Raw genomic sequence first — 25,417 nt, forward strand, 5'->3', positions numbered from 1 at the left:
AGAAAACACTGGCAGTCACAGCATCACTGACCAGCTGAAATACCGTTAAATGTGAATAAAAATAAACGAATAATAATTACAGAACGTAGTGAATTTAGGGAAAAAATAGATAATTTCTTCATTGATTCATGGAGATGTCTTCTCACACTTTTCACCGAAATATGACGAAAATCCGCTATGTCTTCATAGGGAATCCCTATTGCAAATAGCAGCACCGTTTCACTTTGCGCAACGGAAAGTTCCGAAAAAACCTTGTGAAACTGGATAAATTGGGTAGGATCAAACGCAGTCATATAGACCTCCAGAATAGGTTTATGTGATTAGCTGCATGCGGGAGCGGCTAACTCCTGCAAGCAGCGCCAATATTAATTCTTTTTTACTTGTACCAAATCATTTTTATCTATCGAACACTCCCAACCTGTCACATCAGAGAGATCGACAAGGGATTTTTTAAGTTTTTGCTTAAAGGTCTTCACCGCAAAAACTTCACTACCACATAAATTCATTAATGTTTCTACTTTGTATTCAAATGGCTTATCGTGCGTACTGTAAAAGGCATGTAACCACTTTGCTAACGGTTTATTTTTCAATTTTGCTCGCTGTTCCGCTAAAATTCCTGTCCACATGTCGACTGAAAAAAACACTGCAATTTTTGGATTAATTACAACAATATATTCTCCAGTTTTTTCATCTCGATACCATTCCTGAAGAAGGTGCCCCACATAGAAAAAACGTCCATCACCAAGCTCCAATACACAAGCTGACAACCGGAGTAAACAAGATTTCAACCATTCATGCTGAGAGTTACCTGTACTGCGCCGAATTGCTTTGAGAAAAGAATGTGAAGAAAAACGGATTTTTTCTCCTAATTCATAACCTCGGCAACGATGAATACACTCTGCCCAGACATCAAGATCGGCTTGATCAAGTTGTTCACCAGTAAACTTAACCGTAATACCTTTAACAGCAGCTTTGAGACTTTTTTTCTCATAACACCTCTTCCCTTTTGCAACTATGCCGAACAAAGAGCACCGCAAAATAGCATTAGGAAGTATAAAAACATTATTCGAACAAGAAGGCAGTAGAGAACCTGTTGTTTTACTTTCAATCATTTCATTTTTGGGCGTATTTCGCCTTTTTTCTTTCGCTAGAGATGCCTCAATGAATGCTTTGTGAGCTTCAAGATCATTTAATCCATCAGCTTGTTTTTTTTCAAGATTTTCTAACCCGAGCTTCATCAAATCTTGAATATTTTTGAGCATCACTTGTTTCTCCCATTAAAAAATTTAATGAGATTTTTCAAATAAACACTTGAAAAAATAGAATCAAAACAAACAAGAAGGGAATAAAATGAAAGGGAGCATTGGTAAAACACTCGTAATGAGTTACGATCAATCTTAGCCATATCAGCCTCTGTCTAGGTTGTAGTGGTCAGCCGGTGGAGAAAGTTTAAGCCCTTTTTCCGCCTGCGTTAAATTCATTAGTCAATTGAATAAAATTCACTCCATTCAATATAGCACCTCCGATCTAAAAAACAATACCCGCTTTTTTATTTCTATTAAATCAAACCGATATTATATATATAACAATAATTTCAATAAGTTATAATTAAGATTAAATTAGTTAATGTGACACAGCATAGCGGATACCAAGGCACGGCATAGCGGATACCAAGCACGGCATAGCGGATACCAAAGCACGGCATAGCGGATACCAAGGCACGGCATAGCGGATACCAAGGCACGGCATAGCGGATACCAAGCACGGCATAGCGGATACCAAGGCACGGCATAGCGGATACCAAGGCACGGCATAGCGGATACCAAAGCACGGCATAGCGGATACCAAAGCACAAAAAAATAATGGAATAATTTATTGATTTAAAAGAAAAATATTAGAAGTTAATTTTTTCACTAATCTTTTATAATCAAAAGAAAATAATCTTTTTTAATCCGCGCGCGCGAAAAATCTTCGAGTGGATCTTTTTCACACTAAACAACCTGTAATTACAAACACAAACCAAGTGCTCATCTTTTAGTCAAAGAGTGACCGAGTTCTTTTTCAGAATCAGATGATATTCCGCTTCCTCGAACGGCCTTCGCTTTGCTCAAGCCATTCTTGCGGCGAGCGTTACAGATCTAACAAAATCATTTTCATTAGAATTTTTTTGGAAATTAGAAAAAATCTCATCAAAAAATCAATCAATACAGAGATAGATACTATGATGCCCTTCTAAAGTCTCTAGAACGGCCATAGAGATGCTTTCTTTGACTTACCCATACCTAACTACGGCTTCAACCTTAAATTAACGCTAAGTGGTTTATGTGGCTTTAAAATCGATAGGATAAAAAACAAGTCCATCAACTATCTTACTTACGTAGTTGATGGATTAAGTAAAAAATACTCTATACTAATGGTAAGTAAATAGTCAGGGCGGGATTCCACTTTGTATTTTTTGTCATCAACAAGATTGATATTTAAGCATTTCGCAGACAAAATTTTCTTATTTGTTTAATTAATATGCACAAATTGTTCGTTTTATAATCTGATATTGATTAATTAATGAGTGGGATCCCACCCTGAGTAAATAGTACGGTATAATATAGCTATTAAAGAGCGATGAATCGTTAGCGCTTGGTATTAGCTTATTTAACGGTTTGTTTTTTATTAAAACTTACTATCTACGATAGAAGGATGAAAAATTAATTATGAACTATGAAACGATTCCTGAAATCACTATTCCGAATGAATTAAAATTAATACTTGACCAAGTACCAGAGCCTTGGGGTATTAAAAACCTTGAATCCCGTTTCGTCTATGCCAATCCAGCGTTGATTCGTTTAAACAGTTTAAAATCTAGCTCGGATATGGTCGGTAAAATTGATCATGAAGTCGAATCGACGTTAGCAGAGTTAGGGGCTGAATCATTTAAAGAACAAGATAGAAAGGTATTCAAAACTAAAAAAGATCTGGTCACACTGGAACTTTACCCTAAAGCTGTTGATTATCCCTACGTTGTAAGAAAATATCCGTATTTCAATGATAAACAGGAGTGTATTGGGGTTGTTGGTTATGTTAAAACTCTCGAGGTTTGTTCTTTAGACAGTTATGTAAAAGGATCGATGCCAGGTTCATTATTGTTGAGAAATCCCGATGGTTTTTTTGATGAAAAAGAATGCGAAGTGATTTTTTTCAGACTACAAGGTATGAAATGTAGCGCTATAGGTGAGAGGCTGAACCTTTCTCGTAGAACAATAGAAAATCGTCTGCAACTACTCTATACAAAAGCCGGGGTTAAGAACTCTGACGAGTTTAAATGTTTTTGCGAAGAAAAAAATTATCACCGTTACCTTCCAAAAAAATTCATCCCCCAACTGAGCATTCATTTTGAGGGGGTTACTCACCCCGAACCCCTTTGAGAAGAAACAACCCTATCACCGACGATTATGCTTTCGGTCGTGTCCCCCTTCATGCTCGTTCTAATCTTTTCAATATTATATTAATCCGTGTCGGTGGAATATCCGCCCTGTCCCAATTTATGCTAGGAGCGACGTTGGGACATACCTATGCTAGCTACGTTGCTGGGGAGTCTTATTCTTGAGTTTGTTGGTCTGTTTATGGGGATAGCTGGCGCGCGTGAAGGATTATCAACCAGCTTATTATCCCGTTGGTGTGGGTTTGGCCGTTTTGGTTCAGTGTTGATTGGGTGCGCTATCATTGTTAGCACTGTAGGCTGGTTGTGTATGCAAAACTCGATCCTGGCTAAAGGATTAGTGTACGCAACTAATGAACAGCTTAATTTTGGCATGGCGGCAGCACTATCTGGTCTATCCCTTACCGTATTAGTCGCTTTTGGATTTCGGGCATTAAGCTGGACGGCCAAAATCACGGTTCCGCTATTTTTTCTGGTCATTGGTTGGATTTTATTCGATATATTGAAAGGGCATAATCTGGTTGATCTGATTGCTGCTGCACCAATGGGTACCCCACTAACCCTGGGTGCTGCTGCCACTGCCGTAGCGGGGAGCTATATTGTTGGAGCGATTATTACTCCAGATATTAGCCGTTATTGTCGTGGTCAGCGGGATGTATTCTGGATGATCACCGCGACGATTATTATCGGTGAATTCATCGTTAATGGTGTAGCAATATTAGTTGCTCACACACTTAATACCCCGGATGTTGTTACAATTATGACACAGAGCGCGGGCTGGATTGGATTACTGACGATCATTCTTTCTTCGGTTAAAGTGAATGACGTGATTTTATATACCACTTCATTGGCAGTCACAAATGTTGTCGAAGGTATCACAGGTAAAAAATGGCGCTATACCTGGATAACATTGGCATTTGGCGCCATCAGTACCGTGCTTTCTGTGTTCGGTATATTAGATAAATTTACCGATTTCCTTATTCTGTTGGGCGTCCTTTTCCCTCCTATTGGGGGAGTGATGTTGATTGACTATTACATTTTACGCACGAGCCGTGTACTGCTTGATACTACTCGTGCTAAAGGAAATCTACCCACTACGGCTTCTACGTTATTAATAGGGTGGTCAGCGATTATTGCTTGGCTTGCTGGTAGTTTTGTTGGATTGACGGTTGAATGGGGTATCCCCTCACTGAATTCATTTCTTATGGCCGCTGTTACCTACGGTATTCTCGAACGCTTGAGCGCTCCATTTCGTATCATAAGATCGTAATTTTCAATAATCACCGCATTGCTAATACGCAAACCACAATAGGGGGGATAACGGATACCAATAGGGGTATAGCGAGTAGCGCGATCCTAAAAAATAATAATATAACCACATGATTTTAAAAAAAATATAATTCAACCTTTCCCGCTAATCTTTTTTAATCCGCGGACGCGGAAAATATCCGGGTGGATCTTTTTCACTCTAAACAACGTGTAATCACAAACCAAATGCTTATATTTTATTCAAAGAGTGACCAAGTTCCTTTTCAGCATCAAATGATATTCCGTTTCCTCGAACGGCCTTCGCTTTGCTCAGGCCATTCTTGCGGCGAGCGTTACCAATCTAACAAATTCGTTTTGCTAGAAATTTTTTAAATTGCAACAGATTAAGAAACTTAACAGGGGTAAACATCCATTCAATGCCGCGATAATCTTCTCTCTAAGGCACCTGTAAGCGCCGTAAACTTATTATCCATACCAGACTGAAGATTTAAACGTTAAAGTCACGCTTGGGCGCTTATGGGGCTTTAAAATTGATTTAGCAAAGATAGGCGCAGCTAGACTTCAGCAGCCATCAATATCTGTCGCTGGAACCGCCGGAAATTTCGTCACCTCATCTTAAGTAGTGTCGTCACGTAATAAAAAATATATTATCATGTAACAAATAACGACAACTGTTGAGATGATTCAATAATGAAAGATGATTCGGGAATGAATTTAGCCCATCGCCGCCACGATATATCCGATCATGTTTGGAGCCTATTGGAAGCTCATCTCCCGGGGAGAAAAGGCACTTGGGGTGGCATAGCCAGAGATAACAGGCAGTTTATTAATGCTGTTTTCTGGATATTGAGAACCGGCGCTCCCTGGCGTGATTTACCGCCTGATTATGGCGGTTGGAAAAATACTCATCGCCGGTTTTGCCGCTGGCGTGACAAGGGGCTATGGGAGTCTCTGCTCGAAGCGCTGATTGTGGAGCCAGATTTTGAATGGCTGATGATTGATGCCACTCATAGCAAAGTTCACCCTCATGCAGCAGGCGCAAAAGGCGGTAATCAGGATATGGAGCGCACAAAAGGGGGCTCAACAGTAAGATACATCTGGCCGTGGATGCGCATGGTATGCCGGTCAGAATTTTTATTACATCAGGTACCACAGCAGATTGTCAGCAAGCAACGAATTTAACCAAAGGTATTGCAGCAGAATATCTGTTGGCTGACAAGGGCTATGACAGTGATAACATCATTAAAAAAGCAGAAGAAGCCGGCATGCAAATCGTAATACCACCTAAAAAGAATCGTAAAATTCAACGTGAGTACGATAAAGCGCTCTACAAGCATCGACATCTCGTGGAAAATGCTTTTCTGCACCTAAAGCGCTGGCGAGGTATTGCTACTCGTTATGCAAAAAATACCTCCTCTTTTCTCGCTGCTGTACAAATACGATGCCTTGCTCTATGGCTCAAGATCTCATGACGACACTATATAGTGAGATACCAAACAGGTCAGCAGTTTCTTTTTGTGTTAACCTTGCTTTAACACGCAAACGTTTAATTTCTTCTGGCGTTGATAACTCACTTTTCATTGTTGTAACCATCTGTCATTTCTTTAATGATATTAATGAATATATCTTTTTCTACAGGCGATAATGACGAAAAAATATCATCATGATTTATCGAACCAATCGATTGTGTTTTTATTATTTTATTAAAAACAACTTGCCTTGTGGTGGATTTCGATTCGTCTGCTATTTTTTTCTTTGACCGTATTTTTATTTTTTTCTCAAATTTTAATAAACATCCATCATCCATTTTTTGACAGGTTACGCAATATGTTCTGTTTCCAATACCTTTTCTAATATACATTTCATTTGATGAACTCATATTATTTTTGACATCCTCCCCGCCTTAAAGGCCGAGGTTTTACGGCATACCGGATAATAGTTTAAGGGGGCTTTCGCCCCCGTTCTGGTTATGCTCTGGCTTCTACTTTCTTCCAGCCTTTCGCTTTGTGGCGTCCGTCCGTTCCATACATTTCCCGTATTTCTTCTAGCGTATGCTCTTTGCGGTTAAAGCGGCTTTTATGCTCTTCTGGGCGGTAAAACCACTGTTTTTTCTTTACTGCCCAACTTACAGCCCATTTCTTTTAAGGTGTCTTTGTGTTCGTGGGTTTCACCGTTTATCCAAACCCAGTTACCAATGATCTCATAAATCACGCCCGCCAGACAAGAAAGGATATTTAATACATTTTCCAATTCCTCGCCGTAGTTGTAACGGGCGCTTTCGTCATTACTCTGAAACTGGTTGATTTTGTCGATGTTCGCGATCAAAAAATCAAAAGCAGCATTAACGGCTTTCATCATTTCGTCACCTAAAGGGTTACGCTCTGGATGATATTTCAGTGCCATTTTTTTATAGGTCGTTTTAATGTCCTGCTCGGTCAATTCACCGGATAAACCAAAAACGTTTAGGGATTCTTGTACATTCATTTTAAATCTCCTGCCCGTGGGGGCTTTGGTTGGTAGTGGATAATTCCACTCCCTTCTGTTTATTATACTGACCATTGTCAGTAATACAAGATTTTATTACTCTTTTTTATTTGAGCAGGATCATGCGTGTGAGATACGCCGTCCCAGCATTTCCATAATTGGCCGCATTGGGGGACGTTTTTGAAGGGTTTCACGCGCTTTTCAACGATCATGAGCAGCTTGGAGGTTTAACCAAAACTCAGGGGTTGTCTCGAACAATTCAGGAAACAATGTCTCTTTCTCTACGGTTAAACGACCGTCCCTTACACAACCGGTTAACCGTTGCGCGGGTAACTCCCATAATGCCTGCTAATTCTTCCTGACTTATCCCCAGCGAGGTTAAAAATTCTTCCTGCAAAATTTCACCCACAGTGGTGGGTTCACGGGTAGTGGTATCAAGCATAAATCCCCCTACTAGGTATCTTGATGAGGATCAAGGTAGATGTTTTCAGCATATCCCTCTTTCCACCGAAACATTAACCGCCATTAAATATTGACTCTTATGCTGGACAAACCATCGAGCTGTCCAGAGAGGCGTTTGTAATAATTACTGGTTGGAATAAACAAATCTCGTTCACTGTGTGCAGCGGCTAACATATCAAGCTTTTTAGCTAATCATAGCTTTAAATCTTTTAGATTTTTGCGTCAGGGCACAAGTTCCGGGGCGCTAGGTCTATATTACACTTTAAGCCGTTGCGGTAGCTGCAGTCAGATCTGGCTCTGGTATAACCTGGTAGGCGAAAATGTTTGTTATTTCCCCTTTAGCTCGATAAAATTGGTTGAAGTGGTTCTTCATGTCGGTAAGAGTAAAAAACGAATACTCACCATAATTGGCGTCAAACAATTTAAATTTGTTGGTTTTATTATCAATAAACAGAGCTATCGTATGATTATTATTGTATCTAATATGATATCGACCATCATTTGTTGGGAATATATTGATAGCTAATTCTCTACACCGATGTTTTTTACCTGTCATGTCATTTACATAGTCATTGATTGTATAAACATATATTTTTTTATCTCCATTATCTATATCGTAATAGCCAAAATTATTTATGCGGATATTTATAATAAATTCGTTGGCATTTATCATATCTTTATTTATTTTTATAGTATTTTCTCTGCTATTTATAATATCTTTTTTTACATCTATGAAAAATTGATAGATTGTACTTTTTGGCTCTTTTTTAATTTCTTCTTCGAATTCTTTAATTTTTTCTTCGCATTCTTTAATTCCTTCTTCTCGTTTTTTAATTTTTTCTTCTCGTTTTTTAATATCATTTTTACTTTTTTGTATTTTATGTACATAACAGATTTCATCATAGCCTGATTCTGTTTTAATATATTCAAAAAAATCATTACTGCTATCATTTCCTTGTCTCACTAACCAGGCAAATGCTAATCCGTAACACAACCCATTTTTGTGCATAAAAATTATAGGTTCCTTGTTGTTTATAATATATTTTTCTTTTTTTATATCGTCCGAATATCGAACTTGATTGAATACAATGAAGCCTGAGCTGTTTCCTTTATACAATAATGATTCAATAAAATTTGGAACTAAATGTAATAAAAAAGATTGAGGGAAATCGCTTTCCACAATCTTTTTATGTTCTAAAACAGCGGGTGAATTGTGAATCTTATAACAGCTTTCTAGACTGTTTTCAGAAAAATAACGTTCTTCGCTAGATATCACAACCTCCTTTTTTCCTGTATGATTTTTATGATAAATGTTATTTAATTTAGCATGAAAATCTTCTCCAAATAGTTTATCATTTCTTTTGTAGTACTCTTTCAATGGATCTGGAAGCGGTGGAGGATATATCATTCTTATATTCCAATTTAATTAATTTTCAGTAAAGAAGCGTAAAGATAATGCCATGATAATTCTTTCAGAAAACGCTTATTTTTGACGATCATTGCGTGGTTTTTGCTGATTGTCATGCTAACTTTATGAAGGTAATCGCGGCGGATATTACCGATGCGGGAATGCAGATTTTGGACTTTGCTTTTGACCTTTTTCCAGTTGTTGCTGAATTTCACCTTCTTACTCATTTTACGCTGGAGTTTGGCGAGCTTTTTCTGGTTCGATTTAAAGCTGTTTACAGGTTTAAAAATAGTGCCATCTGACAATGTCGCTAACTTTGCTATACCTGCATCCAACCCAATCATCGACGTTGAGGGGTGAACCGGTTCGGAAACCTCATATTCGGTCTGAATACTGACGTACCATTTGCCGCATGACTGACTGACAGTCACGTTTTTAACCTCACCCATAACCTGGCGGCTGTTGCGATAGTTTATCCAGCCAAGTTTAGGCAAAGAGATACGGCTGTTTTCCTGATCAAGTTTCACACCTTGCGGGTAGCGGAATCTATCACTTTGACCCCGCTTTTTAAAGCGAGGAAATGAAGTCCTTTTATGGAAGAAATTTTTGTATGCTCGCTCCAGAGCTTTGAGTGATTGTTGCAAGGGTTGAGATGGTGTTGCTTTCAACCATCGCGTTTCAGGTGAATTTTTCCATTCAACCAGCCATGCGGTCATTTTGGCGTAAGGAACATATTTATTCCCCGTTTCATGGTTTTCGTTCTGCAAGGCCAATGATTTATTGAACACAAAACGACAGGCTCCAGCGAAGCGCCACATATCGCGCTCTTGCTGACCATTTGGTCTTAACTGGAATTTAAAGGCTTGCAGTCGTTTCATACTGCAAATTATACTCTTGGTCTATGACAAAAAAAATTAATATTCGTCGAGGAAGACACTGCTCTTTCATTATGCATGTTCATTTGGTGTTTGTTGCCAAGTATCGACGCAACATATTTGATCAGGATGCTATTGAGAAACTGCGAGGCTATTTCACCAGCGTATGCATTGACTTTGATGTTGAATTGGTTGAGATGGACGGTGAGCGAGATCACGTTCACTTGCTGATCAACTATCCACCCAAGCTCCCGGTATCCAGTCTGGTTAACAGTCTTAAGGGGGTATCCAGCAGGCTACTGCGCCGAGATCGTCCAGATATTGCCGAGCGATACTACTACAAAGGCGCTCTATGGACACCAAGCTATTTTGCTAGCAGCTGTGGAGGGGCACCAATATCCATCATCAGGCAATACATTGAACAACAGAAAACACCAAGTTAGGAGAAAACCGTGCCTTATATCCTCGCCCTGAACGACGAGGCTTTACGGCACATGGGGTAAGAAAGCAACGTGCTCCCGCCGTATCAACCGCAAAATCCTTGCATTATGCCTGGTCAATGGAAAAAGAAGGATTATTAACGCAAATCAAACGCTCGATGATCACGGGCGATAACACTGAATATTTAAAGTTACTACTGAGTAACCTAATGCGACAAGAACCAGAAATCCCTCTGCAACCTAGGCTTTATTTCGAGGATGCAACTCAGGAAGCACTGGCTTTTAACCTATCGGATGGTTGGCCAAGCGCTTCCCTTTGGAGTAACGAGGCTGGGATTGTTCTAGGTAGCCACAGCATGCAAGGAAATCCATTACGATTTATCGCACTATTAAATCAACTGTGGGACGGCAAATCATTCACTGCTCATCGCAAAACCAGCGATGACTATACACTTGAACATCGTCGACTCACCTTAAATTTGATGATGCAGCCGATCCTATTACAAAAACTCGCCAATCAGGCTAAGGGGATTGGCAGACAAAGTGGTTTTTTAGCGCGCTGCCTACTCGCCTATCCCGAAAGCGCCATGGGCAGCCGATTTTATCAGGAGCCGCCTGAATCTAGAAAATATATGGCAGAGTATGAAAAACACCTTACAGCTTGCCTGAATCAAACAAAGAAGCTGACCCGCCAAGGTTGTCACCCTATCCCAACATTATTTTTTAGTCGACAGGCCAAACAAAAGTGGATCCTTTTTTTCAACAGCCTTGAGATGGGGCTTAAAAACGAAGGACTGTGGGTTGATGTAAAAGATTTTGCCAGTAAAACGGCGGAAAATGCCGCGCGTCTAGCCGCCCTTTTCCATTTATTTGAAGGTGCTGTCGGTGATATTAGTCTTGTGCATACCGAACAAGCTATTGAAATCGTTAACTGGCACTTGCAGGAAGCAAAACGATTACTTGCGCCAACATCCGCTAATACCCGTCATCAAGATGCTAAAATGCTCATGCAATGGCTACTATCCAAAGGATTGCAACAAACTACCCCTCGGACAATTCAGCAGTCCAGTCCCGTACGCGACAAAGATCAACGTAACCATGCATTAAACATGTTGATTGAACATCATTGGATCAGAATACAAAAAGAGGGTGGCAAGACAGTAATTACAATCAACCCGCAGGCAATGGCGTCATGGTGCTAGCTAATCCCCTATTTTGACTGACTGGTGAACATCTGTGATAACCCGTGCAGCTGGCTATATCAATAATACTACTCTGTAAAATAGCCTTTGATATGCTGGATGGGCAAAATTAAAGTCATGGGTTCGATAGGTGATACTAGGAAGCCATAGTTTAGATAAAATTTCTTGGCTTCCTCTGAAATAGCATGCACCAATAGACATCTAACACCCACACTTTGAGCAACAGATAACGTTCGCAACATAGCGTCTTTGAGCAAGGCAGCACCCAACCGCCGCCGTTGATATTGCCTATCAATAGCTAATCTTCCCAACACAATGACAGGTATTGGATCAGGCATATTTCGAGCGATTGAATTTTGCACGACCCATCGTTCAACACTACCGGTCGCGAGGGCATAGTAACCTGCTACCCTGTTATTCTCACAAATGACAAAAGTCCGGCTGGCTCCGGTGTTCTGGTTTTTCAATGCACGCTTGATAAGCCATTCATCCAGAGAAAGCACCCCACTATTAAATGAGGTTGTATCGTACTCAGCACTGAGCAGTACTGGAGCCGTTATTTTTCCCAAGGTGATAGCTCCGTTAATAACGCCTTAAGCTTGGCGTTGCTAGCGAGAGGAGTAACTAGCGCGGCTTCGAATGCCTTAAATTTCTCTTCATTCAAACAGAAAAGACGCTGATCCAAGAGGATATTTTCTGCTTCTCGGCAGGCAACATCCAGAATAAAAGCACTTCTATCCTTATGAAGGAGCGCAGCGGCTTTGGTTAATAATGCATGCTGGCTGGGCTTAACACGCATGTTGATCGGTGCTGTTCTGTACATAACAAACGCCTCGTGTATATCTAATAGATACACATTTTAATGTAACCAATGGATAGACGCAAATTAAAATTAATTCACATCTATTTAAATTTCAGTGAAAGAACAAACAAAAAATGAATACCTTAATTTTATCGTTTCACGTGGCATCGGAAAACCACTAAGTGCTTTCCTTTTAGGTAACTATCAACTATCTAGCCAGGCATAGGATCACCAATCCCGCTTACCATCAGCCGCAAGGAACTGAAAATTGACCATGAAAATCCTAAGTGACACTTGTTTGCTGTTTATCTATACGGTATATTTCCGTATACGTAAATTTGCCGTATTTTAGGAGGTTAGTATGTCTACCACTGCCCGATTTGATTTAAAAATGGATATCAATGAAAAAAAGGTTGTTTCTCGCGCTGCGGCTTTAGTAGGCACCACGATGGCTGCATTTGTACGAGCCGCCGCCAAAGAAAAAGCGCGCGAACTGTTAGATAGAGAATCCCGCATCACGATGTCAGATCAAGATTTCCAGGCATTCACGTCAGCGCTTAATGTGGCATTTTCACCTAATGCCGCGTTGCAAAACGCAATAAGTATTGCGCAAAAGGTTTCTCGTGCTTGAAGATCAATTACTCGATCCACATCGTCATAACCGCCAATCCTTTACCTGCGGCGTTGCTGAGCTTGACGAATATATTCATCGTTTCGCCGTACAACAAAGCAAAAAAGGTATTGCCGTAGTACGTGTGTTGGTCGACACTGACGTACCTGAGAGCATATTGGGTTACTACAGTTTGAGCGCCGCTCAAATCGATGTGATTCAAATGGATGAACGTACACAGCGAAAACTACCGCGTTACCCAGTGCCGTGCTTTCGCCTAGGACGTTTAGCGACACATTCTGCCCATCGCAGGCGTGGCTTGGGACGACTCCTCATTGGGTGTGCCGTTGAGCGTTGTTTAGAGGCGAAGAAACAGGTAGCTGCATATGCTTTGGTGGTCGGTGCAAAGGGAGAACGAGCCAAAGCGTTCTATGAGCATTACGGATTTACCTCCTGCCGTGATCACCCGATGACCCTTTATCTATCACTTGGTACATGAATTGGAGTACCACTGTGAATTAATTTCCACTTTTAGGCCTAAGACTCCGGAACTTGTGCCCTGACGCAAAAATCTAAAATATCAGTCATTGCTAGTTTTGGCTGGACATGCGGAAAATCCAAGGATATCAGATGAAGTCTCAAGATGAGGATCTGGAAGCGATTGTCAAATGGGCGAAGAACGCCGACGGTGTACAGGCATTGATTCAAACCGGCTCCCTGGCAAGGAATGATAATTCTGCGGATATTCTTTCAGACATTGATATCGAAATCATCACATCCAACCCTGAAGTCCTGATGAACGATGACCAATGGATGAATAAAATTGGCGAGCTGATTACTGTGCTGCGCCTCGATCCTAATAGTGATCAGGAATGGGCAACCCGCCTCGCCATTTATCGCGATGGTGTGAAAGTTGATTTCACACTGGCTGGCATTGAGCGTGTTCGCGGTATGGCTGACGAAGGAAAGCTCTGTGAACTTTATGAACGTGGTTATCGTATCCTGCTCGACAAAACGGCGATAACCGCGGGACTACCAGCAACATCATATGGCTTTCCCGGCAGGACTCTGCCATCACAATATTCATTCAGAACCTCGGTTGAAGAATTCTGGTTTGAAGCCTTTCATATTCCTAAGTATCTTGCCCGCGGTGAACTCTGGATGGTTAAGCTACGTGATAATACGATGAAAGAGCTCTTGTTGTGTATGCTGGAATGGCATGCCATTGCCTGCAGCCCTAAACCTGTAGATATCTGGCATAACGGTTTACGTATGCATGAATGGGTTGCCCCACAAACGTGGATTGAGCTGCAGGAAACTTTTGGGCAGTTTGACGCGACTGATGCACAACGCGCATTTGAGGCAACGATACAGCTATATGGGCGGCTTGGTCGGGAAGTTGCGGAATATACCGGCCTCTGCTACCCACAGGAATGCGAAAACCGTATAAAAACGCTTAATCGGAAGCTTTTATCGCAGCATCCGGAGGTGATACGCTGAAAATATACCGATCTATTATTGCGCACATATCAGCCAACTGATCTTGATGATGTCATTGATGTATTTACAGGTGCTGTACGATATGTCGCATCCAGAGACTACGATACCGAACAAATCGCTGGTTGAATATTGATCGCCAGGTGTTTGCTCAACGCCGCCTCGGTCAGCTAACGTGGGTGGCTGTACTCGAAAAAACAATAATTGGGTTTACGAGTCTCGGACCTGAAGGTCATCTTGATATGTTGTTTGTACATCCGGCTTACCAGGGTAAGGGAGTGGCTTCTTTACTTCTGGCTGCCACTGAACAAGATGCTGCTAACAATGGTGTTTTACTGCTGTTTACTGAAGCCAGCATTACTGCAAGGCCATTTTTCGAAAAGAAAGGCTTCCAGTTCCTGTCTCAACAACACGTTTTCCGATTTTAAAATGGAGAAAAGGTTATTTTGAGGTCAGCATGAAATTTTTTGTGATACTTTGCACTATTTTGATGAGCTTACTTTTCAATATTCTCTCCCTGTATGCTAAAGAACTCACCCTTCCTAAGCCAACGGGTATCTACTCTGTTGGTACGCAAGCGATAGAGCTGCAGGATCCTTTGCGTCTAATGCTGAGAGGAAATGAAACAAGACGTTGGATGGTACAATTTTTTTACCCCGCTATGTGTCATTCAGGGGCTTATCCTTATATGCCAGGCACTCTTGAAGAGGGCATAGTAGAGGGGGAAAAGGTCATCTCTTTTGCTAAACCCAACGCCGTGCCCATCATATCTCAACAATTCCCACTGATTATCGCTATCCCTGGTCGTGGTGAAGAACGGCAGAGAGAAACTGTTTTGTACGAAGAACTTGCTTCACAAGGATATGCCGTTCTTGCGATGGATCAATCTTATGTGACTAATTTTGTGAAATTTCCTGACGGCAGCAAAATTGCTCCGACTTTTAAAGATGCATGGAATGTTTCAAGGAACCGGGACTATCGTTACGCTTACGACGATGAAGTCATTGAAGGATATATCAACGACATTGCTTATGTTTTAGATAATTTAAAAACGTTGGGAGGGATCAGCTCGACATTGGATCCTGATAAAGTCATCCTTATGGGTCGTAGCTTAGGGGCAAATGTGGCACATATTATGGGATTTACCGACCCCAGAATTAAAGCAATTGTAGATATAGATTCAAAAATTACCGAACGCGAAGTTTTTGGGCGTGTCGGTGTACCGCCTAATCCATTTGGCAAACCTGTCCTGTTCATCAGAGGGATGATGCAATACCAGGAAGATGTTGCCGATCAGTTGAACAAAATCCAAAATGCGACTGTATGGATCCCTCATGTCCAGCATAGTGCCTTTTCTGATGATGCTTATTTTGCTGCAAAAATAGAGGGTTTTGGCAAAAACGGATTTTTCAGTCTATTTCTTAATTGGCTTTTTAAACGAGGCCCTCATTGGTCAAATGTCAATACAGATCTTGGTGGGATGCAGGTAGATGAATGGTTTGATGAATATCGTGCTTATGTGGTCGGATGGTTAGATAAGCAGAACCGTTCAAGGAACACTCTGTAAATTAATAGGTTATGACCTTTTATGCATAAATAATAATTTTAGGGTTACATTTACTGGTTGAATCGGCACTGTTGCAAATAGCAGTGTTAGCGGCTTTAATCGAGCCAACTTCGGCTGATATTCACATTACAACAGCTTATTCCCACCCTTGAAGAGGAGTACATAGTGACAGTATCCCCTAAACCCAACCTTCAGCTTGTTTACGTATCGGATATCGAACGTTCGGTAGCATTCTACAAAACTATTTTCAATGCTGATCCCGTGTTTTCGAGCCCACGCTATGTGACATTTGCCGCTGACGACAGCGGTAAAGCACTGTTTACCGTTTGGACAGGTGGAACAACCCCAGAGATTGCTACTCCTCGGTTCTCTGAGATCGGCATTCTCTTGCCATCTAACGAAGATGTAGATCGCCTCTTTGAGAAATGGGAAAAGAACGACAACATTAATATTGTGAAGAAACCCTACAATGAAGTCTTTGGTCGTACTTTCCTGGTTAAAGACCCCGATGGTCATATTATTCGAGTATCTCCCGTAGACTTGGATTAGGTCGATTTCGTAGCCACTGTTGCAACCTGTCAGCGCTAATGATAAAAGACCGTAAATTGCTAATTTAATTTGTCCACTCAAGCCAGAATGCAGTTTCCTTTGTGGTGACAAAGCCATGAGGGAAATAAGCATGCTAAGAAGAGAGGACCACTACATGATAAAACAACGCCATCAACAGGGGGCATTTATTGTTGATATTGCCCATCAGATAGGGTGTTCAGAAAAAACGGTGAGACGGCACATTAGCTATCCTGCGCCGCCAACAGCAAAACGCGGTAAAAAACAGGTTGCTAAACTCGAGCCCTTTAAAGACTACATCGATTCAAGGTTGAGTGAACAGGTTTGGAATGCGGCGGTTATTTTTGAGGAAATCCGTGAAAAAGGCTACCGGGGTGGGAGTGCGATGCTCCGACGTTATATACATCCCAAACGTCCGCTCAGGGCCTCGAAAAACACGGTACGCTTTGAAACCCTCCCCGGTTATCAACTTCAACACGATTGGGGAGAAATCATCGTTGAGGTGGCAGGCTCTGCCTGTACGGTTAATTTTGCCGTTAATACGCTCGGTTTTTCGCGTCGCTTTCATGTCTTTGCTGCCCCTAAGCAAGATGCTGAGCACACGTATGAATCGCTGGTTCGCAGCTTCAATTACTTCGGTGGCAGCGTAAAAAATGTCTTGGTAGATAACCAAAAAGCCGCTGTTATCAAACATGGACAAAATGGCCACATCGAGTTCAATGCGGGCTTCCTGCAACTGGCTAATCACTATGGGTTTAGCCCTCGCGCCTGTAAGCCTTATCGACCGCAAACGAAAGGCAAAACCGAACGGATGGTGGGCTATGTTAAACACAATTTTTTCACTCGCTACCGTCAGTTTGAGAGTTTCGCTCATGTTAATCAACTGCTAGCGATGTGGCTGGCGAAAGTGGCAGACCAGCGTCATCTTCGTCAATTCAAGCAGACACCGGAAAATCGTTTTGCTGAGGAAAAAATAGCCTTGATGCCACTCCCTGCGACTGATTTCGATACCAGCTACTTCGACCTACGACAAGTGGCATGGGACAGCTATATCGATGTCAGAGGTAATCGCTATAGCGTGCCTTCATTCTGGTGTGGTCGTGCGGTTAATATTCGTATCGGTTTAGATAATACGCTACGTATTTACGGCGATGAGCAACTGCTCGCGACGCATCTCTTGCAGGAGGTAACGCAGGGCTGGCAAAAGGTGCCAGAACATCATCAAGCCCTTTGGCAACAGGTCAATCGAGTAGCGTCTCGTTCGCTCAGTGTGTATGAGGAGCTACTCTGATGGAAATGGAAAACTTGTTGATACGGTTAAAAATGGATTACCTGGGCGATGCGTTGGAGAGTTTATGTGAAGAAGCCACCAAGAAAGCACTGAACTACCGTGAATTTCTCCAGCAGGCATTAGCCCAGGAATGGAACGGGCGTCACCAAAAAGGCTTGGAATCGCGGTTAAAACAAGCACGTTTGCCGTGGATAAAAACCTTGGAGCAATTTGACTTTACTTTCCAACCAAGTATAGACAGGAAAATTATCCGCGAGCTGGCGGGGCTGAGGTTTGTCGAACATCATGAAAACGTCATTTTGTTAGGCCCACCTGGGGTAGGGAAAACGCATTTGGCGATAGCGCTGGCTGTCAAGGCAGCTACAGCTGGGCATCGGGTATTGTTTATGCCTCTGGATAGACTCTGCTGTACCTTAATGAAGGCAAAGCAAGAAAACCGTCTGGAACGCCAACTTCAGCAACTGTGCTATGCCAGGGTATTAATACTGGATGAAATCGGGTATTTACCGATGAATCGCGAAGAAGCTAGCCTATTTTTCAGGTTATTGAGCCGTCGTTATGAAAAGGCGAGCATCATTCTCACATCAAATAAAAGTTTTACTGATTGGGGGGACGTATTCGGTGATCACATTTTAGCAACTGCGATTTTAGACAGGCTTTTACATCATTCAACCACATTGAATATTAAAGGAGAAAGCTATCGACTCAAAAATAAACGCAAAGCAGGCATGTTGCCTATAAAAACGACTGATATTATCCAGGCGCCTGGAATAGAAACCCAACAGGAAAATTAGCAAAAACTGGACATTTTAAAGTAGCAAAAAGTGGTCAATCTAAAGTAGCGTTGACAGGCTGATGCAAGGTTATGGCTACACCCGCGGGATACAGGATCTGATTAACTATAACCGGCTGCTCAATCGCACTGATTTGACCCAGGAAGAAAAGCGGGATTTACGCTTTGAACGCAATTTCGCTATCGCCTCACTGACATCTAACTTTTTGATTGATGGTAGCCAATACGGCCTGGCTAAATTGGGGGGCTATCTGGCGCGTACAGGACCTACGCCGGTTATCGAGATTGCACAATGTGGCCTCAGACCCTTTGCGCCTTTTCTTGCTAGCAGGCTGGGCGCGAGTCGGGCAACCGTGGGACTGGAGATATTAGGCTCTCGCCTCGGGCAGATTAGCTTCAATGCGGGGAGCAAATTCGCCAGAATGGGCGCGCCTGCGTTAGGTGTATTGGCGAGCGGCTTTGACATTTACAATGCTTACCGATCATTTTCCCAATTGGCGCAGACCACTGATCCCGAAATTCGGCAAGATCTGATGGTGAATGGCTCACTTTCGGTGCTGGGAGCGGCGGTTGGCATCGGGGTGAATATTGCCTTTGCCATTGGCGGAACCGCCGCTGTGGTTGCAGGCCCCTTGGGTCTTGCGCTGGGCGCGGCGATTATCGCCAGTGCTCAAATTTATTCCGCCGTGCGCCAGATTGAAGCCATCAAGCGACATATCACACTGACGACCATTGAAAGCTGGGAGAATGGTTGGCGGCTATTTTTAGGGGAAAATTTGACACCCGAGGTGCAGAGACGGTGGACAGAACAGGTAGAGAAGCCAGCAATACGTCAAGAATATGACAAGTTATTAGAAAAATATGCGGATACATTGCTGAAACAAGCTTCTCCCTTACAACGGCTCGAGAGTTACTATTACAGTCGGGGTGATTTCCATCTGAAGGAATACGTTAAAAGAGAGCTGGATCTTAGCGTGGTAGGTCTTCTACAAAATGCGACACCTTATTATTTGGTGCTTAATGGCGGTTTTACGTATAAAGATAGCGTAAGTTTTATCCCAACTCAGCTTTATGGTATCAATGATTTCGTTGATGCCAATGCGCCGCTTTCCCCGGCCAGCACCGTCAGAAAAGCGGTTTTAGCCCATCCTCCACAGGAGGCGCTCGCTGACAGTGAAGAGATGGTGGCTCTGTTTGATCTCGGTGACGGTGACGATATCGCTATCGGTCATCGCAACAAAAGAAATAGTTTTAATATTAATATCGGCGCGGGGAGAAAAAATTATACCGGCGGCCGATTATCGGATATTTTCTATCTGGACTGCACGGCGATGCCTGCTAATCCGAGTCGACTGGATGGCGGCAGTGCATTAGCCAGCGATTCAAATGCCCCCTTTTCTCCGACAAAAGAGCACGACACGCTGGTTGCCCGTGGCAAACCGCTGGCCGCTTACGGTTATCTCATCGATCTTAAACGGGGTGAGATCCGCTATCGAGGCATAACAGGTCTGGTCGCTGAGGTTTTTAATATTGAGCATGTTATCGGACATCGTGAAACCCATGATGTGCTGATAGGAAATGAGGATAACAATCAGCTTGATGGTCAAGGAGGGGAAGACAAGCTGTTTGGCCTGGGAGGAGATGATGTATTGACATTGGCGGCAGGGGAGGCCAATGGCGGCACTGGCATAGATACTTACTGTATTTTGCAAAATTCACAAGAAAAAGACGTCGAAATCTCATTAAGTGACAGTGAATTGGCAGGAGAAGTGAGTAATATCATGCTCAGTCATCATGTCGATCAGATAGAATCTATTCGTATCATTTCAGGGGGCGATGGAGATGAGAGATACCCGGTAAAGGTCGCGATCAGGCTGCGCAATAACAATGGCACACACACCACGCTGTTATTAAAGGACGCTTACCAGCGTAATAATGAAAACAGCAAATATCTCACCTTAGCTAACCGCTACCTGCTGTCAACCCGTGACGGGGTATTATTGCTCTCGGGATGGCCAGACAGTATCGCGCAAGATGATGAGGGCAATGGGTCGTTTTCGCCGATTTTTAACGCGCAATACAGCATTGCACATGATCACCGAGCCAGCAGCCTGAATTTCTTTAAGGCTCCGCAACCGGCAGATAGCCCTATTCGCTTGGCGCAGAATAATGGCCAGGGAAAAATTACGGTCGCGGGTGCCACACTATCGCTGCCGACCTTTATGCAATTGGTGGCGGAAGATACGCCTTTTAATGATTATTTGGTGGGCGACAATGCCAATAATCAGTTACATAGCCGCCGGGGAAATGACCAGTTGCAGGGAAAAGGCGGTACTGATAGCTACATTATCCATCTTGACGAAAACCAAGGTGACACGCCCAGAATGATCTGGATCGATAATGAGGATCCTCACCCCAATCCCCAGTCAGATTGGTTGATCTTGCCGGTAGCGATTGAGCAAATCAGTAAAATCAGCCAGGTAGGTAACGATATTGTGTTAAGTCACGCCAGCCCGGCCTTGGGTCAATTTAAAATTGGTCTGCGCAACTTTATGCTCGACGCGCGTTACCGTCATATCACGGTGGTGGATAAACGGGGGGGTTCCTACACTTTGGATGTGGATGAACAGGGTCAGGCTTATCTTGGTCAGAAACAAAGTGAAATTCAGGCAACGGAGCGCGATGACAGTATTCTGTTATCGGGCGCCATCATCCTGGCAGAAGGGAGTTTCCATGCACTGGCCGGTGACGACACGGTTTTTGATAGCAGCGAATGTGATCGCAGGTTATATGGCGATGCGGGCAACGATATATTAATAGCCAGTCGATCAGGCAGAAAAACCCTCGAAGGAGGGGAAGGCGATGATCAACTGTTTAGTGATGTCGGAAACGATATTCTGCTAGGCGGTACCGGCAATGATCAGCTGATGGGCGGTGAAGGGGATGATACCTATCGTTATGGCCAGGGGGATGGTGATGATCTGATTAATGATGCAGGCGGCCATGATACTTTGCTCTTTGATGAAGGGATAACCCACAATGATTTGCGGTTTAAAAGAGCAGGAAACGACTTGCAAATTACATTCCTTGCCAAGGATACCGACAGGATAACCGTTAAGCACTACTTCAAATCATCTGCTTTTCAAATTGAGAAAATAAAGATGGGCAGAGATGAAATGCGCGGTGATGATATCGCGCGATTAGTGCAGATGATCCCTTCATTCCCTTCGTCTGAACGGGAAGCTACGTCATCTGTGAATCCGAGTCTATTCACCCGTGACCCAAATTTAGCAGCAAATCCGTTGTCATCACATTAATGGATCTAGCCTGATCCCTCTTGATCTGGGGTTTTGGTTACTTTACTTAATCCAAACCCCAAGGATTCATTAAGATCAATGATATCTGATAGTTGTTTAACTGCACTTTTTGTGCCGTCTCAAATAGTATACCATTTGATTATCTTGTAAAAGACCTATCAAAAGTACTGTCATAACTACTTAATCAAAACATCCAAAGAGATTTGATAGTTAGGTAGGCACTCGGGGATGATCAGTCTCAACGTAAAAGATTTTTTTCCCAAACGGAGCCCTTGTATAATAAGAAAAATTTAATAAATAGTTGCGTAAATAATTCAATCCATACCGAAAATAATTCACATAATTCCAGTGAATGCTGAAAAAAACGTTTTTTGAAAGTGTTATGCTTGATTTTTTTATATAGTCATACGATTAATTCAATCCATTAATCAAAATATAAATAACATTATGTCTTCTGTTTTTTCTTCAGCTTCTAGCAAAGTAACCAGTAATATTTATAGCCAGATAAATACAGCTAATAAAATAAATCAATCTAATCTGAGTCAATGTGAATCAGCACAGAACAGCACAGCACGAGTAACAGAAACTTATAGTAAGCAAAATAATTGCCCAGATATTCCTTATTATCATGAGCTGAAAAAAAAATTAGTTGAATCTAAGATAAGTGACTACTTCCATAATACCAAACAATCCCATTTTTATCAGTTCTTAATGCGCTCCTTCTCTCTTAAAGGACAGCTCGCTTTTATTAATCCTGAAACATTATCGAACATCTATTCAATAGATATATTCCGAGTATCAAAAGAAAAAATTTTGATTAGAGCAACTTACGATCATTGCTTTGGTGAAGAGTTCGGTGAATTGATAAATTTTAATGAATTTCAGCAAGTTGTGATTGCTGAAATCAATGGTGACATAAAACAGGAAGGTATTATTGCTGATGCGCCTGAACAGGTCTCATTAATAAAGAAACAGGAACAATTAAAACAATTTATCACCGATAAAATAACACAGTTAACTCCGCAAAACGGTTCATGGGTTGAACTCAATGATAAAATGCAGCTCAATAATCTCATCGAGCTGACTGCCGCTGCTCCTAGTATTTTGGGCACTCAGATGCTTGCTGGATGTGGAAAATTTATTAATTTACCTAATTTAAATGGAAGGAAAGTTTATTTCTGTCAAACTTCTTCATCTCAGTATAAATTCAAAATAGCAAGTAGCGCAGAGAATACGAGTCCTGAAAACAACAGTAGAAATTTTACTTTCCAGGAGTTGGAAGCACATCTAAGAAAAAAAGAAGCAATGGAGAAAAATGTAAAAAAAACCTACGCTGAAACTTCATCTTCTAACTATTCAATTACAATAATAAGTAACATAAAAAGCAAAATTCCTGATGGAACCAGCAACTCGCCAGCAATATTAACATCTGTTACATCAAGCTTAGAGCAAAAAAAAGAAGAATCTAGCCGAATTAATAAATTTTTAGTAAAAAAAGGTATCACTGATAGTTCGGCGACTAATGACGGTGAAAAAAAACAAAAATCTCAAGAGATACAGGAAAATTTTTCCAGTATTATTCAAATTTTTAAGAAAAATGTCGATACGCTGAAAAATAATGGAACCGAATACTTTGCAAGAACCGCATTTGGCCTGGTAAGAAATCGATTTAAAAATATCGGTATAAAATCAGCAAACAAGTATAACTTCGGCAATGCTGAAAGTGTAGAACGCATGGAACTAGCTAATCTTAAGCTTCCTGATGTTAGAAAAAAAATAAATCAAACAGATAAAGATAAAGGGTCACCGAACTATAGGTATGCCTGGGAGATGGCGGTAGGAAATTGTAGTGAAATGGCCGGAATTGCTGCCCAATTAATCAATGCAAGTGGAGGATATGCAAAGCAATACAGAGTTGATGATAAGGGAACACATGCGTTTACGTTAGTAGGTATTCCTCCTAATACGGCAACTGACAACGTTCATTTTTCAGATTATGATGGGTGCTGGGTTGTTGATCCCTGGGCTGGAATCGTCTGTGAAGCGAGTCAATACACACAATGCTTTGAAACCAAAATGAATCAGTGGTCAAAAAAGAATAAAATGATATATGACTATTGCTTAGACTCATGGATAAAAGCTAACAGTGCTGATTGGCTTAAAGCTGTCACCAATGGTCATAAAGTGGCTTTGTTTCAGTAGGAGAGCATAAAAAAGTGTGGGGCAATCCTAAGCAGCTAATCCAGTACTTTCATGGCCTAGCGCTCCGGAACTCACGCCCTGACGCAAAAATCTAAAAATCACTGATTTTTTCTACAAATTCCCTTTTCGTTTGGTATTTTTTTATTCGAACATCTTCTAGTTCCTACTTATAATTCGTGGTTGATATTACTATCCAATTTGAGTAGATTTCAACGACAACTTTAAGTGAATATGGCCTTTTTAGTTCCGACTCTGGCTATTCTAGGAACTGACTGAATGAATAAAATATGAAGAAATAAACTTTATAAAAACAAAGCTATTTTTAATTTTTGCGTCAGGGCGCGAGTTCCGGAGCGCTAGGCCTTGTTGCCACTTTACTGCGCCTTAAACAAGTTACATGATTAGTCATGGATTATTATTCAATAATGAATTATTCATAAAAAATAATAAATATAAAGCTGCAGGATGGTATCAACTAATATCAATATAGATATACATCTATTTCTATAGTGAGAACAGCATGAACATGCTTAGGATATTGTTTTGTGAATGTATGACTGGAAAAATACAGAGGCTAAATTTTTTACTTTACAACATGTTTTCAATAGCACTTTCATTTTTTCTCTCGTTTATTATTTCTTTTACTATTTCGTTTATTATTTCATTTATGAATGTTGGAAATTTTCATGATGCACCCACAATTTTTTTATTTTCAGAGATGACGACGTCAAGCCTCACAGGTATTACTTCTGCATTCTCCAGTATATTAGTTATATTGCTTTATTTTTTCTCTCTATTAAATATAACAGCAAAGAGATTTAGAGATATCGGTTTACCTGGCTGGACGACGGCTATTCTGTCTTTTTTTCCTGGTGTTATGGCAGCGATTTTAGATAATTCTATTTTATCTATATTTTTTACTTGCATTAGTGTCATCATTATCTTTCTGCCATTTATAGTACCGACAAATTTATTTTCCAATAAAGAATAACTCAAAGCAATTTCCTGTGCTCTGAATTATTTTCTATAATAGGCCACTCGAAACCGCAACGAATATCGACATTTGATGGGTTCACTTGCGGTCAAAAATAAAGAGCAAAACATTATCTCTAGCTTTTGTTATAAAAATAGATTGAGCAACGTTTCTATCCGCCTTGAATTATAGTTTAATGATAAAAATTAATAAAAGATAATAAAT

Annotated in this window: 23 protein-coding genes and 4 pseudogenes; 16 read left to right on the plus strand and 11 right to left on the minus strand. The window is 41.4% G+C overall.

Translation table 11 applies throughout. The features are described 5' to 3' along the window. Nucleotides 1-23 precede the first annotated feature (23 nt). The 3 genes from AACL30_RS11290 to AACL30_RS11300 all read right to left on the minus strand — a co-directional run bounded on the left by AACL30_RS11290 (nucleotide 24) and on the right by AACL30_RS11300 (nucleotide 1,831). A complete protein-coding gene (locus AACL30_RS11290; protein ID WP_176488775.1) occupies nucleotides 24-293 on the minus strand; it encodes a helix-turn-helix transcriptional regulator in 270 nt (89 codons plus the stop codon). A 72-nt stretch (nucleotides 294-365) separates the two neighbouring features. After that, entirely contained in the window at nucleotides 366-1,262 is an 897-nt protein-coding gene (gene trfA / locus AACL30_RS11295) for a plasmid replication initiator TrfA (RefSeq protein WP_339056720.1), read from the minus strand. 332 nt (nucleotides 1,263-1,594) lie between these two features. Beyond that, entirely contained in the window at nucleotides 1,595-1,831 is a 237-nt protein-coding gene (locus AACL30_RS11300) for a hypothetical protein (RefSeq protein ID WP_339056721.1), read from the minus strand. Between the two features lie 877 nt (nucleotides 1,832-2,708). Here AACL30_RS11300 and AACL30_RS11305 point away from each other — a divergent pair. From AACL30_RS11305 to AACL30_RS11315, 3 genes and pseudogenes are all read left to right on the plus strand, one after another. Next, nucleotides 2,709-3,419: a helix-turn-helix transcriptional regulator gene (locus AACL30_RS11305; RefSeq protein WP_339056722.1), complete on the plus strand. Its 711-nt coding sequence runs from the start codon at nucleotides 2,709-2,711 to the stop codon at nucleotides 3,417-3,419. Next, a pseudogene (locus tag AACL30_RS11310) lies at nucleotides 3,416-4,703 on the plus strand (purine-cytosine permease family protein). The gene AACL30_RS11305 and the pseudogene AACL30_RS11310 overlap by 4 nt, the downstream one beginning before the upstream one ends. 707 nt (nucleotides 4,704-5,410) lie before the next feature. After that, nucleotides 5,411-6,174 (plus strand): IS5 family transposase gene (locus tag AACL30_RS11315; protein WP_422389587.1). Its coding sequence is split into 2 segments (ribosomal slippage): nucleotides 5,411-5,771 and nucleotides 5,771-6,174, totalling 765 coding nucleotides; the frame shifts between segments, so codons are not numbered across the junction. 98 nt (nucleotides 6,175-6,272) lie between these two features. On the opposite strand, the gene AACL30_RS11320 is transcribed toward AACL30_RS11315, so the two are convergent. From AACL30_RS11320 to AACL30_RS11345, 6 genes and pseudogenes are all read right to left on the minus strand, one after another. After that, nucleotides 6,273-6,581, minus strand: a complete 309-nt coding sequence (locus AACL30_RS11320; RefSeq protein ID WP_339056724.1) for a hypothetical protein — start codon at nucleotides 6,579-6,581, stop codon at nucleotides 6,273-6,275. Between the two features lie 88 nt (nucleotides 6,582-6,669). After that, nucleotides 6,670-7,186: pseudogene (locus AACL30_RS11325) on the minus strand (J domain-containing protein). Between the two features lie 259 nt (nucleotides 7,187-7,445). Then, on the minus strand, nucleotides 7,446-7,628 hold the full coding sequence (locus AACL30_RS11330) for a helix-turn-helix transcriptional regulator (protein WP_339056725.1): 183 nt from the start codon (nucleotides 7,626-7,628) through the stop codon (nucleotides 7,446-7,448). Nucleotides 7,629-7,711: 83 nt separating this feature from the next. Continuing rightward, a pseudogene (locus tag AACL30_RS11335) lies at nucleotides 7,712-7,828 on the minus strand (type II toxin-antitoxin system RelE/ParE family toxin); the annotation flags it as partial. Between the two features lie 82 nt (nucleotides 7,829-7,910). Further along, entirely contained in the window at nucleotides 7,911-9,056 is a 1,146-nt protein-coding gene (locus AACL30_RS11340; protein WP_339056726.1) for a YopT-type cysteine protease domain-containing protein, read from the minus strand. A gap of 83 nt (nucleotides 9,057-9,139) precedes the next feature. Beyond that, nucleotides 9,140-9,934: pseudogene (locus tag AACL30_RS11345) on the minus strand (RNA-guided endonuclease InsQ/TnpB family protein); the annotation flags it as partial. 23 nt (nucleotides 9,935-9,957) lie between these two features. Here AACL30_RS11345 and tnpA point away from each other — a divergent pair. Both tnpA and AACL30_RS11355 read left to right on the plus strand, forming a co-directional pair. Then, nucleotides 9,958-10,374 (plus strand): IS200/IS605 family transposase, encoded by a 417-nt coding sequence (tnpA, locus tag AACL30_RS11350; protein ID WP_339056727.1) that lies wholly within the window; start codon nucleotides 9,958-9,960, stop codon nucleotides 10,372-10,374. A 116-nt stretch (nucleotides 10,375-10,490) separates the two neighbouring features. Next, the gene (locus tag AACL30_RS11355; RefSeq protein WP_339056728.1) at nucleotides 10,491-11,573 is read left to right on the plus strand and encodes a YfjI family protein; all 1,083 of its coding nucleotides are present in this window, start codon (nucleotides 10,491-10,493) and stop codon (nucleotides 11,571-11,573) included. 68 nt (nucleotides 11,574-11,641) lie between these two features. Here the strand turns inward: AACL30_RS11355 and AACL30_RS11360 are convergent, their stop codons facing one another. Both AACL30_RS11360 and AACL30_RS11365 read right to left on the minus strand, forming a co-directional pair. Then, nucleotides 11,642-12,142, minus strand: coding sequence for a GNAT family N-acetyltransferase (locus tag AACL30_RS11360; protein ID WP_339056729.1), 501 nt, complete (start codon nucleotides 12,140-12,142; stop codon nucleotides 11,642-11,644). After that, complete coding sequence (locus tag AACL30_RS11365; RefSeq protein WP_176487236.1) at nucleotides 12,130-12,396, minus strand: DUF1778 domain-containing protein; 267 nt, start codon at nucleotides 12,394-12,396, stop codon at nucleotides 12,130-12,132. Before AACL30_RS11365 ends, AACL30_RS11360 begins: the two co-directional genes overlap by 13 nt. Nucleotides 12,397-12,736: 340 nt before the next feature. Here AACL30_RS11365 and AACL30_RS11370 point away from each other — a divergent pair, with 340 nt between their 5' ends. The 11 genes from AACL30_RS11370 (at nucleotide 12,737) to AACL30_RS16515 (ending at nucleotide 25,210) form a co-directional block, all read left to right on the plus strand. After that, nucleotides 12,737-13,006, plus strand: coding sequence for a DUF1778 domain-containing protein (locus tag AACL30_RS11370; RefSeq protein ID WP_339056730.1), 270 nt, complete (start codon nucleotides 12,737-12,739; stop codon nucleotides 13,004-13,006). Beyond that, complete coding sequence (locus AACL30_RS11375) at nucleotides 12,981-13,484, plus strand: GNAT family N-acetyltransferase (RefSeq protein ID WP_339056731.1); 504 nt, start codon at nucleotides 12,981-12,983, stop codon at nucleotides 13,482-13,484. Before AACL30_RS11370 ends, AACL30_RS11375 begins: the two co-directional genes overlap by 26 nt. Before the next feature lie 131 nt (nucleotides 13,485-13,615). Further along, on the plus strand, nucleotides 13,616-14,485 hold the full coding sequence (locus AACL30_RS11380; protein WP_339056732.1) for an aminoglycoside 6-adenylyltransferase: 870 nt from the start codon (nucleotides 13,616-13,618) through the stop codon (nucleotides 14,483-14,485). A 122-nt stretch (nucleotides 14,486-14,607) separates the two neighbouring features. Continuing rightward, nucleotides 14,608-14,910, plus strand: coding sequence for a GNAT family N-acetyltransferase (locus tag AACL30_RS11385; RefSeq protein WP_339056733.1), 303 nt, complete (start codon nucleotides 14,608-14,610; stop codon nucleotides 14,908-14,910). A gap of 29 nt (nucleotides 14,911-14,939) precedes the next feature. Then, a complete protein-coding gene (locus AACL30_RS11390; protein ID WP_339056734.1) occupies nucleotides 14,940-16,049 on the plus strand; it encodes a hypothetical protein in 1,110 nt (369 codons plus the stop codon). A gap of 165 nt (nucleotides 16,050-16,214) precedes the next feature. Then, nucleotides 16,215-16,598 (plus strand): VOC family protein, encoded by a 384-nt coding sequence (locus tag AACL30_RS11395; protein WP_339056735.1) that lies wholly within the window; start codon nucleotides 16,215-16,217, stop codon nucleotides 16,596-16,598. A gap of 130 nt (nucleotides 16,599-16,728) precedes the next feature. Beyond that, nucleotides 16,729-17,907 carry an IS21 family transposase gene (gene istA / locus AACL30_RS11400; protein WP_339056344.1) on the plus strand — a complete coding sequence of 393 codons (1,179 nt, stop codon included), beginning with the start codon at nucleotides 16,729-16,731 and terminating at the stop codon, nucleotides 17,905-17,907. Beyond that, nucleotides 17,904-18,701, plus strand: coding sequence for an IS21-like element helper ATPase IstB (gene istB / locus AACL30_RS11405; protein ID WP_339058365.1), 798 nt, complete (start codon nucleotides 17,904-17,906; stop codon nucleotides 18,699-18,701). The genes istA and istB overlap by 4 nt, the downstream gene beginning before the upstream one ends. Nucleotides 18,702-18,762: 61 nt before the next feature. Beyond that, nucleotides 18,763-22,017 carry a calcium-binding protein gene (locus AACL30_RS11410; RefSeq protein WP_339056736.1) on the plus strand — a complete coding sequence of 1,085 codons (3,255 nt, stop codon included), beginning with the start codon at nucleotides 18,763-18,765 and terminating at the stop codon, nucleotides 22,015-22,017. A gap of 447 nt (nucleotides 22,018-22,464) precedes the next feature. Continuing rightward, entirely contained in the window at nucleotides 22,465-24,219 is a 1,755-nt protein-coding gene (locus tag AACL30_RS11415) for a hypothetical protein (RefSeq protein ID WP_339056737.1), read from the plus strand. 595 nt (nucleotides 24,220-24,814) lie between these two features. Next, complete coding sequence (locus tag AACL30_RS16515) at nucleotides 24,815-25,210, plus strand: hypothetical protein (protein WP_422389604.1); 396 nt, start codon at nucleotides 24,815-24,817, stop codon at nucleotides 25,208-25,210. Nucleotides 25,211-25,417 lie beyond the last annotated feature (207 nt).

The sequence above is a fragment of the Candidatus Regiella endosymbiont of Tuberolachnus salignus genome (assembly GCF_964020115.1).
GTDB lineage: Bacteria > Pseudomonadota > Gammaproteobacteria > Enterobacterales > Enterobacteriaceae > Regiella > Regiella insecticola.